Below are 13609 nucleotides of genomic sequence, written 5' to 3' on the forward strand. Positions count from 1 at the left end.
CTAGGCGCGTGCCGGTCCGCGGCCCGATGGCACGCGGCCGGGCGCTCCATAGCGTCGGAGACATGCCGAACAACAACGACAACAACGCTGATGTGCGCACCGGTCCGGCCCGGCCCACGGCCGTCGTCACGGGCGCGTCCCGCGGGCTCGGGCGGGCCCTCACCACCGCCCTCGCCGCCGCCGGCTGGACCGTCGTCGTCGACGGGCGGACACTGTCCATCTCGCTGCCCGGCGTCATCCCGGTCCCCGGCGACGTCACCGACTCGTGGCACCGCGCCCGGCTCGTCGACACCGCGCTCGCCACCGGGCGGCTCGACCTGCTCGTCAACAACGCCGGCATCCTCGGGCCCAGCCCACAACCGCCGCTGTGCGACTACCCGCTGCCGAACCTGCGGGAGGTGTTCGAGGTCAACGTCTTCGCGCCGCTCGCGCTGACCCAGCTCGCCCTGCCCGCGCTGCGGGACCACGGCGGTGCTGTCGTCAACATCAGCTCCGACGCGGCCGTCGAGCCGTACGCCGGCTGGGGCGGCTACGGCGCCGCCAAGGCCGCCGTCGAGCAGGCCAGCAACGTCCTGGCGGTGGAGGAGCCGAAGCTGCGCGTCTGGTGGGTCGACCCCGGTGACCTGCGTACCCAGATGCACGCGGAGGCGTTTCCCGGCGAGGACATCAGCGACCGGCCGCTGCCCGAGTCCGTGGCGCCGGTGTTCCTCAAGCTGGTCGACTCGCGGCCACCGTCGGGCCGGGTGCGGCTGTGACGGCACTCGACACTGTCTCTGGGCTCGACTTCGTCCTGCCGCCCGCGTTTGAGGCCCACGAGCCGCCGGAGGCGCGTGGACTCCCGCGGGACGGCGTGCGGCTGCTCGTCGCGGAGGGCGGCGCCGTCTTCCACCGCCGTTTCACGGACCTGCCGTCCCTCCTGCGGGCCGGCGACGTGCTGGTCGTCAACACCTCCGGCACGCTGCCGGCCTCGGTACCGGTCGTCGGCGCACCGATGCGAGTGCATTTCTCCACCCGTCATTTCGCCGACCCCGGTGCTGAAGATCGCTGGCTCGTCGAGGTGCGCGGCGCCGACCTGCGGCCGCTTCCCGGCAGGGCCGGCGTCCTGCAACTGCCCGGGCGGGCGACGATCACGCTGGAGGAGCCGTACACCCGAGGCCGTCTGTGGTCGGCCACCGTCCGGGCCCGGACCTCCGTCGAGGATTTCCTGCAGCGGTACGGCGAGCCGATCCGCTACCCGTACGTGCGGGAGCGCTGGCCGCTGGACGCCTACCAGACGGTGTTCGCCACCCACCCGGGCAGCGCCGAGATGCCGAGCGCCGCGCGGCCCTTCAGCGAACATGTGGTGACCCGCCTGGTGGCAGCCGGGGTGCTGTTCGCGCCGCTGGTCCTACACACCGGTGTCGCGTCGCCGGAGGCGCACGAGCGGCCGTACCCCGAGTGGTACTCGGTGCCGGCGACCACAGCCCGCCTCGTCAACCACGCGAAGGCCGCCGGCGGGCGGATCATCGCCGTCGGCACCACCGCGGTACGGGCTCTCGAGACGGCGTCGACCCTCGACGGCCGTGTGGTCGCGCGAGAAGGTTGGACCGAGCTGGTGGTCACGCCGTCACGGGGAGTGCGGGTCGTCGACGGGCTGCTCACCGGGCTCCACGAGCCGCGCGCGTCGCACCTGGACCTGCTCGCGGCCGTTGCGGAGCGGTCTTCGCTGGAACGCAGCTACGCCGAGGCGCTCCGCGCCGGGTACCTCTGGCACGAGTTCGGGGACGTGCACCTGCTGCTGCCGGGAAACATGTCAGAGGGCGTGGCTACCGGGGTGCCTGAGCCGCTCCCGCAAGCAGCGACCGCGTGATCCACAGCGGTGACGTCACCGCGTTGCCGACGACCACGGCGTGTGCTCCCGCCTCGAACGCGCCGGTGATCTGTTCGGCCTTCCGGTAGCGCCCTTCGGCCAGCACCGGCACCGGTAGCCGGTCGGCGAGGCGGGCCACCAGGTCGATGTCGGGCTCATGAGGGATCGGGCCGCCGGTGTAGCCGGAGAGGGTCGTCGCCACCGCGTCGGCGCCGGCGGCGACCGCCGCCTCCCCCTCCTCGAGGGTGCTCACATCGGCCAGCACCAGGGCGCCCCGGTCGTGCACGACCCGGATCGTGTCGCCGACGCTCCGGCGGTCCGGGCGCGGCCGGGCCGTGGCGTCGAGAGCGACGATGTCGGCACCGGCGTCGACCACCCGCTCGGCGTGCGCGGCCGTGGGCGTGATGACACAGCCGGCGGTGCCGTCCTTGATGAGGCCGATCAGCGGTACGGTGACCGCTGCCCGGACGGCGGCGATGTCGGCGGTGCCGTTGGCCCGTATGCCGCTTGCCCCGCCGAGCACCACGGCCGCGGCGATGCGCGCTTGTACGCCGGGGTCGCGCATCGGGTCGTCCGGCTGGTCGGCCAGCGGCTGGCAGGAGACGATGAGCCGGTTTCGGAGTCGATCCAGTAGCGTCATGATTCCCTTTCCAGGTCCTGGGTCATCGCGAGACGGGCCGCCCCGACGGCGACCGCGGTGTCGGGCAACGCGCCGGGCAGCAGCGGAGTTCCGGCCCACGCGGGGAGCAGTTCGGCGGTGTAGGCGTCGCCGGCTGCGGGCAGGAGGGCGGGCGCTGCCCCGCCGGTAGCGGCGATCGCGCCCGGGTCGAGCAGGGCGGCGAGCCCGGCGAGGACCCGTCCCAGCGCCCGGCCGGCGGTGGCGACGACGTCGCGCGCCACCGGGTCACCGGCGACAGCCCGGTCGGCGACCTGGCGGCCGGTGGCCGGGGTTCCGGTCGCGGCGGTGTACGCGGCGGCCAGGCCGGTGCCGGAGGCGATCGCCTCCAGGTGTCCGAACCGGCCGCACACGCAGCGCAGGTGCTCGGCGCCGGCCACCGGCAGGTGGGCGATCTCTCCGGCGAGGCCCGTCGCGCCGCGGTCGAGCCGTCCGGCCCGGACGAGGCCGGCCCCGATGCCGGTGCCGATGGCGACGAGGAACAGGCCGGGCCGTTCCCGACCGGCGCCGATCCATGCCTCCGCTACCGCGGCGGCGTTGGCGTCGTTCTCCACCCGGACGCGGCGGCGCAGACGGGCGGCCAGTTCGTCCGCGACCGGGGTGCCGCACCAGCCCGGCAGGATGTCGGTGGCGAATCGGATGCGACCCGATGCGGCGTCCACGGTGCCCGCCGCGCCGACGCCGACCGTGGTGTCCGGCGCATCCGGCAGCAGCGGTGCGGCGAGGGCCGCGGCCGTGTCGAGGATTCCGGCCGGGCCGTCCCCGGCCGGGGTGTCCACCCGGGCGTGGCGAACCACGCGCCCATCGGCGTCGACGACCGCGGCCAGGATCTTGGTGCCGCCGATGTCGATGCCGAGCCAGGCCCGCCGGTGGTCGCCGGTCATCCTTTCAGCCCGGTGTGCGCGAGGCCCTCCACGAACTGCTTCTGGGCGATCACGAAGACGACGAGCACCGGGATTGCCGTCATCGACGCCGCCGCGAGCTGGAGGTTCCACATCGGTCCCCCGTACGCGTCGACGAACTGGGTCAGCGCCTGCGGAAGGGTGAACAGCTCCGGACTCGACAGCATCACCACGGGCTCGAGGAAGAGATTCCAGCTGTGCAGGAAGGTGAAGATGGCGACCGCGCCGAGCGCGGGCCGGGCCAGCGGCAAGGCGACCCGCAGGAACATCGCGAGGCGGCCGAGGCCGTCGATGCGGGCCGCTTCCTCGAGTTCGACGGGCAGGTTGAGGAAGAACTGGCGCATGATGAACGTCGTCAGCACGCTCGGCGCGCCGAGGATCGGCACCAGGATCAGTGGCCAGTGTGTGTTGATCATGTCAAGTTGCCGGAACATCTGGAACAGCGGGACGATGGTGACCTCGCTCGGGATCAGCAGTCCCACCAGCACGACGAGAAACAGCAGGTTCTGGCCCCGGAAGCGGATGCGGGCGAAGGCGTAACCGGCCATTGAGGACACCACGAGGGTGCCGGCGGTGACCAGCAGGGCGATGTAGACGCTGTTGAGGTATTGCCGAGCGAAGGGCTGCACCTCGAAGACGTCCCGGTAGGCGTCGAAGCGCCAAGTGGTCGGGAACAGTTGCGGCGGCAGTGCCAGGATGTCGGCGACCGGTTTGAACGACGAGGTCACCATCCACCACGTGGGGAAGACGAACGGGATGGCCAGCACCATCAGCACGCCCCAGAACACGAGCCGGGCACGTCGCGACGGCTTACGACTCATGGAAGACCCACCTCCGGCGTAGCTGCCACTGCACAATGGTCAGGACGAGCACGATCGCGAACAGCAGCACCGAGAGGGTGGCGCCGTAGCCGAACTGGTGGAACTGGAACGCCTGCTGGTAGAGGTAATAGACCAGCACGGTGGTCGAGGTTCCGGGGCCGCCCTGGGTGAGGACCGCGATCTGGGCGAAGACCTGAAGCGAACCGACGACCGTGATGATGGACGTCAGCAGGATGGTCGGGCTGATCATCGGTACGGTGATCCGCCAGAATTGCCGGAGCCGGCCGGCGCCGTCGAGCGATGCCGCCTCGTAGAGTTCGTGCGGCACTCCCTGCAGCGCGGCGAGGAAGAGCACCATGTTCAGGCCGACGTTCTTGAAGACCTGGACGGCGATGACGGAAAGCATGGCGGTGGCCTCGCCCCGCAGCCAGTTGGGTCCGTCGACGCCGACGAGTTGCAGCGCGCCGTTGATCCCGCCGTTGTCCTGGAGCAGAAAACCCCAGACGATCGTCCACGCGACCAAGGAGACGACGACGGGCGAGAAGAACAGCGTGCGGAACAGCACCGTGCCCCGCATCCGTTGGTTCAGCAGGACGGCGAGCAGCAGCGCGAGGCTGAGGTTGAACGCGACGAGGCCGGCCGAGAAGGCCCCGGTGGCGGTGAGGACACCGGGCAGCGCCGGGTCGTCGAGGAGGTGCTGGTAGTTCGCCGCGCCGGCGTAGTCGAAGGCCCCGGCCAGCACGTTCCACTCGTGCAGGCTGTACCAGAAGACCAGCCCGAGCGGGAGGAAGACGAAGACCGCGCTGCCGATCAGCTGGGGTGCGATGAACAGGTAGCCGGCGAGCTGATCGCGGCGGCGGCTGGTCCAGATGAAGCGGGCTGTCCTGGGTGGTGCCTCGGTGGGCACGGCCGGAGCCGTGTCCACCGAGGCCTTGGTCGGGATTGCCACCGCGGGTCCTACTTCCCCAACAGCGGTGTGATCGTCTGGCAGACCTTGCCGAGGACCGACGGGACGTCGGCGCCGGGCTGCCACAGCGGATCGAGCGCGGCCCGTACCGCCTGGCTGAGTTCTGCCTGTCCGGTGTGGTTCGGCTTCACCACACCGGTGGCGATGCCGTCGACGACGACGCGTTGCAACTGCTCCGGGGTGAGCAGCGGGTTGGTCTTGGCGAGCGTGCCGGCGTTGAGCAGCGAGGTGCGCGGCGGCGGGAAGAACTGCGCGAGCTTGGCGGAGTTCGCGGGGTTGGTCAGGAAGGCGAGGAAGTCGGCCGCCACCGCGGCGTTCGGGCTCCGCTTGAGGACGCCGACGCCGCCCTGCCCGATGACCGCGTAGGACCCCTTCGGGCCGGTCGGCAGGGGCAGCAGGTCCCAGGCGAACTTGGCGTCCTTGAGCAGTGCCGCGCGGGAGATCTGCGTGATGGTCATGCCGGCTTCACCGGTGAAGAAGTCGGCGCCGGCGCCCGGCCCCGGTAGCGCCTTGTCGGTGAAGATCGCCTTGTGGAGGACGGTCATCGCCTCGACCATCTCCGGCTTGTCGAACCCGCAGGTCTTGCCGTCCTCGCTCCAGGACTGAGCGCCCCAACCGGTCCAGATCGTGGAGAGGTTGTCCCAGGCCTTGTAGTCCCAGTCCCGGACGACGAGCCCGGCCTTGCCGGTCTTGGCATTGACCGCGGCGGCGGTGTCCAGGGCGGCGGTCCAGTCCCATTTGCCGTCGGCGGCCAGCTTCGCCGGGCTTTCCCGGCCGGCCTGGCCGACCAGGTCCTTGTTGACGAAGATGCCGAACGGTGAGTTCGAGAAGGGGTACGCGTACAGGTGGCCGTCGCGCTGCCACAGCTTCAGCGGCGCCGGGGCTAGGTCACCGTACTCGTATCCCTCGGCCTTCTTGAGGGTTTCGTCGAGCGGCAGCAGCGCCCCGGAGGAGACGAAGTCGGGCGCCGAGTTCTCGAAGATCCACGCCAGATCGGGTGCCTTGCCGCCGGCGATCTGGGTGGTCAGGGTGGTCGTGTACGACTCCAGCGGCAAGCTGTCGAAGGTGATGGCCTCGACGTTCGGATGCTCGGCCCGGTAGGCGTCGGCGATCTGTTTGAACAGGGTGAGGTGCGCCTCGTTCGACGACCAGATGGTCATCCGTAACGAGACCGGGCCGTCGTTGACCTTGTCCGTGCCGCCGCCGCACCCGGCGGCGCCGGCCAGCAGCGCGACGGCGGCGGACACCGCCGCCAGTTTTTTCCTCATCGTCACTCCTCGCTTGTCAGTAGCCGACCACCTCGGGCCAGCGCAGCTCGACACCGGCGCTGGCCAGGCGGTCCTGGAATTCGGTCAGGAGGGTGGGCGTGTTGCGGGTGGCCCGCGGGGTCGTTCCGCGGTCCAGGCAGAAGGCAGCGAGGGTGCCGGCCGCCTCGCCGATGTTCCACTCGACCGGGTGTAGCCGGTAGCAGCCGTTGGTGATGTGGGTGGTGCCGATGTTCTTGTTGGCCGGCAGCAGGTTTTCCGTCCGGCGCGGGATGAGCGCGCCGAGCGGAATCTCAAACGGGCAGGATCCGACGTCGATGTAGTTGTCACCACCGGTCGACGGGTGCAGGTCGATCCGGTACATCCCGACTCCGACGGTGTCCGGGTAGCGGACGGCTCCCGCGGTGCCGCGGACGGCGAGGGACAGGTCCTGCTCGACCACCGTGTACTCGGCCCGGATGCGCCGCGATTCGCGGATGTACGGCGCCTGGGCCAGCCCGTCCGAGCCGCCGGTGACGTCGCCGCGCAGTCGCAGCCCGGGGTAGCCGGTGCCGCCGTCGGGGCGGGGCGCCTCGGTCTGCAGCCAGAACAGCACCGAGCGGGACAGGTCGCGGGCCGCTGCCAGATGAGCCTCGGCGTCGGGCACGTCGAAGACCGGGCCTTCGAAGTAGTCGATCATCGGCCAGTTGACCAGGCAGATGTCGCTGGGGTAGGCGCCGTCGACGAAGTTGCGCCGGGCGGCGATACGGCGGAAGGTCCACAGGTTTCCGTCGCCCGGGTTGCGGCGCTGGTCGGCGTCGACCGAAAGCGGGTCGTCGTCGGGGTTGGGGACGAACGCCCGCTCGACGATCTCCAAGGTGCGCGGGTTCGGCGAGCGCCAGGACAGCAGGCGATCGCCCCAGAAGGAGGGCTGGTACTCGCGCCAGGTGCTGTAGCCCGTCGGCTTGTCGATGGTGTGGTCGCCGTCGACGTGGTCGACCGCGAAACAGACCGACACCGCCTGCATGTTGAGGGGCTGGGCTTCGGCAGGCGCGCTCGGTTCGCCGGTCTCCTCGCGTGACTCGAACCCGGTCACGTACTCGGTGCCGGTCAGCGGCAGCAGCTCTCCGGTCTCGGTGGCGTCGAGGATGTAGGAGGCCGTGACGGTGACGGTCTCTCCGCTGTGCCGGTGAGCGAGGGTGACCGCGGTGACCCGGTCGCCGTCCGTCTGCGCCGCCACCGGGCGGTAGGGCTGCAGAATCCTGAGGTTTCCACCACCGTGGTACGGGGCGAGCATCTGGTCGATGACCGCGACGGCGACGCGCGGTTCATGGCAGAGCCGACTCACCCAGCCGGCGCCGGGGTTGAGGTCACGCGACGCTCGTGCGCTTTCGGTCAGCGGATGGTGTGCGCGGTAGTAGTCGCGGATGCCGTTGCGCAGTGCCCGGTAGCTGGCCGTGACGCCGAAGCTCTCCACCCACGAGTGCTCGTCCGGTGGCACCGCCTGGCTGGTCAGCTGCCCGCCGAGCCAGTCGTACTCCTCGGTCAGCAGGACGGAGCGGCCGGTGCGCAGCACCGCGAGGGCAGCCGCGACACCGCCCAGACCGCCGCCGACGACGAGTACGTCGGCCCTTGTCTCGTTCACGTGTTTCCTTTCTGGACTCCACGCCGAAGGCGGGATGGGGTAGTGGCCCGGCGCGTCCGGTTCAGCGGAGCGGCGGAGCCAAGGTCCGGCCGTCCGACAGCTCGCAGGGCAGCAGCCGCTGCGTGTCGGTCGGGCTGCCGTAGAGCATGTCGGTGAGTACCTCGACCGCCTGCCAGCCCATTTCGTGGCGAGGAATGTGAAACGTGGTGAAGTCACGGGTGATGACACGGGGCTGCAGGACGTCGCCGAGGGCGGCGACGGAGAGACGGTCGGGCACGGTGATGCCCCGCCCTTCGGCTGCCTTGACCAGCTCGTCGGCGACGGCCAGTTCCTCGCAGAACACGACCGTGACACCGGCGCCCACCACCTCGTCGAGCACCTCGGCCGGGCCGCGTCCGGCCGAGGTGACGTGCGCGCCGTCGGGTGCCGCCTGCCGGAAGCCGGCGAGGCGGTCGACCGCTGACTCCGCCCCGGAACCGTTGCCGACGTATGCCATCCGACGGTGCCCGAGGTCACGGGCGCGGCGGACGAGGGCGGCGGTGGCGGCGGTGTAGTCGGCTCCGACGTAGGGCACCGGTCGCGGCCGGGCCAGCGCGGGATCAGCTTCGTCGTATGCGTCGTCCCGGCGTCCGACCGCGACGAAGGGGTACCCATCGGCGATCAGCCGGGCGAGTTCTTCCCGGGGCATCTCCCGGCCGAGCAGCAGGCATCCGTCGGCCAGCCGGAGCCGGTTGTTCTCGTGGAGGATGCGCCGGGTGCCGTTGTTGACCGGCGCGCTGGTGAACAGCAGCAGGTCACAGCCGAGCCGCTCCGCGCAGGCCTCCAGACCGCTGAGGAACGGCTGGTAGAAGTCGGCGATCTCGCTGGGGAAGACCAGCTCGTACGTGAAGACACCGAGGATCTGGTTGTGTTGCTGGGTCATCCGGCGGGCGAGCGGATCGGCGACGTATCCCGTCTCCCGGATGGCTCGTTCGACCCGGTCGCGGGTCTCCGGCGCGATGCGCGAGGCCGCTTCGGAATTGTTGGTCAGGACGAGCGAGACGGTCGTCTGGCTCACGCCGACCATGCGAGCAATGTCGCGCTGGGTGATGCGTCGCGGTGGTGTGGAAGGCGAGCCGGCCATGCCGTCCTCTCGTTAATTCGTATTGCATCGAGGTGTTGGCGGCGATACTGCCCTTGTCTCGGATCGGCCGTCAAGAGAAACCCAGTATTAATATGTATTGCTAATCGGAAGGCTCTTGACCGCCGTGAGATCGTGGGCCAACACTCTGCACACACCCACCGCCCACACCCCCCCCAGATAGGCGGAGTCACATTGCTGAATGGATCTTCGCGCCGCAGCCTGCTACGGGCGGCCGCGGCGGCCGCGACGATCGCGGCCGTGCCCACGCTGGCCGAATCGGCCGCAGCCGCCACCCGCGACGGCTCCGGCCGACCCGGCCGGAGCCCCTCCCCACTCGGCGTCATCGCCGTCGTGCCGCTCGATGACCGTCCGTACACCTGGTACGCACCGCAGCAGATCGCCACCGGTGCGGGATACCGCACCCAACTCCCGCCCCGGTCGCTGCTCGGCCGGCACGCGGTGCCCGGCGACGGAGCCGCGGTCGGTGACTGGCTCCTCCGCCACGCCGACACGGCGGACGCCTTCGTCGTCGCCCTGCCGATGATCGCCTACGGCGGCCTGCTCAACTCCCGCAACAGCTCCGTGCCGGAACGCGAGGCCCGCGATCGCCTCGCTCGGCTCGACCGGCTCCGGCGTCGGTATCCGCGCCGACGCCTCTACGCGTTCGACACCATCATGCGGCTCACCCCCGAAGGGCCGTGGCGGCTGAAGCTGCGCGACTGGGCCACCGTCAAGGACGAGGTCGAAAACCTCGGTATGACCGAGAAACGGCCGCAGCTGACGGCGCTGGAGGCCGAGATACCGGCCGACGTGCGCGCGGACTACCTCGCCACGCGGGCCCGCAACCACCGGATCAACCTGGCCATGATCGACTGGGCGGCGCGCGGCGTCTTCGACTTCCTCGTCATCGGCCAGGACGACGCGACCGGCCACGGCCTGCACCGGCCGGAGTCGCTGGCGTTGGCCGAGCGGATCCGTCGGCTCGGCGTCGGGGACCGGGTGGTCATATATCCGGGCGCGGACGTGGTCGCGTCCCTGCTCATCGCGAAGATCGCCGTCGCGGACGCCCGGGTATCGCCGCGCGTCCACGTCGAATACTCGCGGGCGCACGGTGACGAGTGGACGGCGCCCTTCCAGAACATCCCCTACTCGGCGCTGATCGACGGGTACGTGCGGACGCTCGGCGGAACCGTGGTCGACGGGGCGCGGACCGCCGACGTGATCCTCATGGCCAACACCGGAGGCAGCGCCGCCCCGGTCGACGCGTTCGCGGATCGGCTCGTCGCTTACGTGCGCGCCGGACGGACCGTGGCCGTCGGCGACGACGCGATCGCCGGGGTCGCCGACCGGCGCCTCCTGGAACCGCTGGACGGGCGGGTGCGGTACGGGGAGTTCGCCGCCTACTCGGGGTGGAACGTCGGCATCAGCATCGCCCAGTCCCTGTCCCGGTGGGCGCTGCATGAGCGCAGCCGCCGGCTACCCGCACCCCGGTACGAGGACCTCCTGCGCGAGGCCGCCCAGGCGAGCATCGAACTGACCCTGTCCGAATGGGTGCAGACCCACTCGTACCGTAACTTCGTCCGGACCGCCGCCACCGCCTACGCCACCTCGCTGGGTGAGGCGGACCCGCAGAACATCCAGCGGCACTACGACGCGGTCAACGCCTACGCCGTCGAGCACACCCTGCCGTACGCACGGGAGCTGTTCGACACCCAGTTCGCCGGCGCGTCGGTCCGGCTCGGTCACAGCCGAGGCGGCCCCTGGCACGCCCAGGTAGCCCGGGTCGACCGGGTCCAGGACTGGAACCTCTACCTGCCCTGGAACCGGACCGGTGAGATCGCCGCGGAACCTCGCGTCGTGCTCGGCACGGCGCGCCGCCGACAAGATGACGAAGGGTAACAACATGCGTCGATACATCAAGCGGGTGGTGCTCGCCGCGTTACCCGCGGTCCTCATCGCGGCCACCTTCGCCGCTCCTCCGGCCGCCGCCGGCGGCGGCCCCGTCGACTCCTTCGGCCAGCTGGCTGTCGTGCCGCTCGACGACCGGCCGTTTACCTGGTATACGCCGACGGCGATCGCCGAGGCCGGTGGACACACGGCGATCATGCCGCCGAAGGAACTCCTCGGGCAGTACTTCACCCGGGGCGACGGCGATGCGGTCGGGCAATGGTGGCGCAAGAACGCCCGTAGCGTGGACGGCTCCGTCGTCGCCGTGCCGATGCTCGCCTACGGCGGCCTCGTCGCGTCGCGGAGCTGCGACACCGATCTCGCCACCGCACGCCGGCGGCTGCAGGTCCTGGACGACGTCAAGCGGGCCAACCCCCGCCAGCCGGTCTACGCGTTCGACGTCATCATGCGGCTGACCATCGAACCGACCAGCGGGTATCCCGGCCAGTACTCCGGCGCGATACGCCGCTGGTCCGTCCTGATGGACCAGGTGGAGAACCTCGGCCGCGAGGACCTCCGCGCCCAGTACGAGCAGGAGGCGGCGGGTATTCCGACCCAGATCCGGCAGGACTACCTGTGCGCCCGCGCCCGCAACCATCAGATCAACCAGGAGATGATCAAGCGGGTCGCGGCCGGCGCCGTCGACTACCTCGTCCTGGGGCAGGATGACGCGAGCGAGTTCGGCCCGCACCGGCCGGAGAAGGAGGCGCTCGCCGCGCTGACCCGCCGGCTGGGTGTCAGCGACAGGGTGAAGATCTATCCGGGCGCCGACGTCCTCGGCGCGCTGCTGGTGGCCAAGCATGTCACGGAAAGGCAGAAGGCCACGCCGACCGTCAAGGTCGAGTGGTCGCGTACGCCGGGCGAGTCGTGGGTCGCGCCGTACCAGGACCTGCCGTACGCCACGCTGGTCGACGAATACGTGCGCACCGTCCACGGCAGCGTCGTCAACAACAAGGACGCCGACATCCTGCTCATGGCGAACACCGCCGGCGGCGGCAGCCTGGAACCCTTCGCGGACCGAGTGCACGAGGCGGTGGCCGAGGGACGCCTGGTCGCGATCGGCGACGACGCGGTCGCCGGCAAGGTGGACACCGAACTGCGGGACCTGCTCGCGCCGCGGATCCGGATCGGTGAACTCGCCGGCTGGTCCGGCTGGAACATCGGACTCTCCATCGCCCAGGCCGCCGTGCGCTACGCCGTGCTGCAGCCGCCGTCGAAGGCCCGCGGATGGGGATCCGGGCAGGCCGGGCACAAGCGATCAGCGGTGCTGCTGCGCGCCGCGACCGCGCACACCGCACTGTTGCTGCACGAGCACGTCCACACCGACCTCTACCGGAATCAGGTCCTGCCGAACGTGAAGGCGTTCGCCGAGCAGAACGGCGACGATCCGCAGCACATCACCAAGGTGCTGCCGCAGGCGAACGCGCTTGCCGTGAAGGAGCTCAGGCCGCTGGCCGACGAGCTGTTCGCGACCGAGTTCGCCGGAGTTCCGCTGCGACTCGGCACCGACGGCCGGCGTGACCAGATCGCCGTGGTGCACCGCAACGACGGCTGGGCGATGGGCCTGGCCTGGTCCCGGTACCAGGAGATGGGAGCGTATCCACGGCTCACCCTGAGCACCTCGGCCGCTGACCGGACCTCGGCGGCGTCGCTGGCGGCGGTGCCGTATCGGACCGTCGTGAAACCGGAGAGCACGATCCAGGCAAGCATCACCGCGGTGCTGCGCAACGACACCGCCGACCCGGTCGTCGCGACCGTCACCGCCGAGGTGCCCGCCGGCTGGGGCGCACCGAAGCCGGTACGGGTCGTACTCACACCGTTCCAGGTCAGGCGAATCCCGCTGGCCGTGACGGTGGACAAGCTCGCGCCGGAAACCACCGCCACGGTGACGGTGAAAACCGAACACACCACGATGGACGGCCGGCGGTACACCGTCAGCACGCCCGCGTACGTGACCGCCGTCTGGCGGAACCTGGCTCTGGCCGCCAACGGGGCCACGGTCACCGCGTCCGGCTACTGGCAGCAGTACCAACCGGACCGGGTCATCGACGGAAACCGGGTCAGTGCGGGCAGCCGGTGGATCACCGAGGTCGGTGACCGGCACTGGATCGAGGTGCGCTTCCCCCGCGCCGAACCGCTCGACACCGTCACGCTCTACCAGTACAGCGGATACGTGCTGACCGGCTACGACATCCTCGCCGAAGTCGACGGGACCTGGCGGACGGTGGCCGAGATCAGGGGCAACCAGGACGCCACCACCCAGCACAGCTTCGCCTCGGTCACGGCCACGGCCGTCCGGCTCGACATCTCGGCCACCCGGGACAAGCGCGCCCGCCTCTACGAACTGGAAGTCATCCATCGTTCCGGAGCCTGACCGGCCGGGCGGCGGGCCGCCGCCTCGACGCCGGCCCGCCGCCCGCTGAACCTCATGGAGG

The 13609-nt window shown here is 70.7% G+C and carries 11 protein-coding genes; 4 read left to right on the plus strand and 7 right to left on the minus strand.

What is annotated here, in order from left to right; genetic code table 11:
- Positions 1-62: 62 nt before the first annotated feature.
- Together Dfulv_RS09180 and Dfulv_RS09185 are read left to right on the plus strand one after the other, a co-directional pair.
- A complete protein-coding gene (locus Dfulv_RS09180) occupies positions 63-755 on the plus strand; it encodes an SDR family NAD(P)-dependent oxidoreductase (protein ID WP_259862224.1) in 693 nt (230 codons plus the stop codon).
- Complete coding sequence (locus tag Dfulv_RS09185) at positions 752-1849, plus strand: S-adenosylmethionine:tRNA ribosyltransferase-isomerase (protein WP_259862225.1); 1098 nt, start codon at positions 752-754, stop codon at positions 1847-1849. Before Dfulv_RS09180 ends, Dfulv_RS09185 begins: the two co-directional genes overlap by 4 nt.
- Here the strand turns inward: Dfulv_RS09185 and Dfulv_RS09190 are convergent.
- The 7 genes from Dfulv_RS09190 to Dfulv_RS09220 form a co-directional block, all read right to left on the minus strand.
- Positions 1806-2489 carry an N-acetylmannosamine-6-phosphate 2-epimerase gene (locus Dfulv_RS09190; protein WP_259862226.1) on the minus strand — a complete coding sequence of 228 codons (684 nt, stop codon included), beginning with the start codon at positions 2487-2489 and terminating at the stop codon, positions 1806-1808. The two genes, Dfulv_RS09185 and Dfulv_RS09190, sit on opposite strands and share 44 nt — an antisense overlap.
- On the minus strand, positions 2486-3409 hold the full coding sequence (locus Dfulv_RS09195; protein ID WP_259862228.1) for an ROK family protein: 924 nt from the start codon (positions 3407-3409) through the stop codon (positions 2486-2488). The genes Dfulv_RS09190 and Dfulv_RS09195 overlap by 4 nt, the downstream gene beginning before the upstream one ends.
- The gene (locus Dfulv_RS09200; protein ID WP_259862230.1) at positions 3406-4248 is read right to left on the minus strand and encodes a carbohydrate ABC transporter permease; all 843 of its coding nucleotides are present in this window, start codon (positions 4246-4248) and stop codon (positions 3406-3408) included. The genes Dfulv_RS09195 and Dfulv_RS09200 overlap by 4 nt, the downstream gene beginning before the upstream one ends.
- Positions 4238-5197, minus strand: a complete 960-nt coding sequence (locus Dfulv_RS09205) for a carbohydrate ABC transporter permease (RefSeq protein ID WP_259862231.1) — start codon at positions 5195-5197, stop codon at positions 4238-4240. The genes Dfulv_RS09200 and Dfulv_RS09205 overlap by 11 nt, the downstream gene beginning before the upstream one ends.
- An 8-nt stretch (positions 5198-5205) precedes the next feature.
- A complete protein-coding gene (locus Dfulv_RS09210) occupies positions 5206-6483 on the minus strand; it encodes an ABC transporter substrate-binding protein (protein ID WP_259862232.1) in 1278 nt (425 codons plus the stop codon).
- Between the two features lie 16 nt (positions 6484-6499).
- On the minus strand, positions 6500-8104 hold the full coding sequence (locus Dfulv_RS09215; protein ID WP_259862234.1) for an FAD-dependent oxidoreductase: 1605 nt from the start codon (positions 8102-8104) through the stop codon (positions 6500-6502).
- A 61-nt stretch (positions 8105-8165) separates the two neighbouring features.
- Entirely contained in the window at positions 8166-9170 is a 1005-nt protein-coding gene (locus tag Dfulv_RS09220; RefSeq protein WP_259862235.1) for a LacI family DNA-binding transcriptional regulator, read from the minus strand.
- Positions 9171-9419: 249 nt separating this feature from the next.
- Between Dfulv_RS09220 and Dfulv_RS09225 the strand changes: the two genes are divergently transcribed.
- Together Dfulv_RS09225 and Dfulv_RS09230 are read left to right on the plus strand one after the other, a co-directional pair.
- Positions 9420-11126 carry a DUF4127 family protein gene (locus Dfulv_RS09225; RefSeq protein ID WP_259862236.1) on the plus strand — a complete coding sequence of 569 codons (1707 nt, stop codon included), beginning with the start codon at positions 9420-9422 and terminating at the stop codon, positions 11124-11126.
- Positions 11127-11130: 4 nt separating this feature from the next.
- The gene (locus Dfulv_RS09230; RefSeq protein ID WP_259862237.1) at positions 11131-13548 is read left to right on the plus strand and encodes a DUF4127 family protein; all 2418 of its coding nucleotides are present in this window, start codon (positions 11131-11133) and stop codon (positions 13546-13548) included.
- Positions 13549-13609: the final 61 nt, after the last annotated feature.

This window comes from Dactylosporangium fulvum (assembly GCF_025137375.1).
In the GTDB taxonomy this organism is placed as follows: Bacteria; Actinomycetota; Actinomycetes; order Mycobacteriales; family Micromonosporaceae; genus Dactylosporangium; species Dactylosporangium fulvum.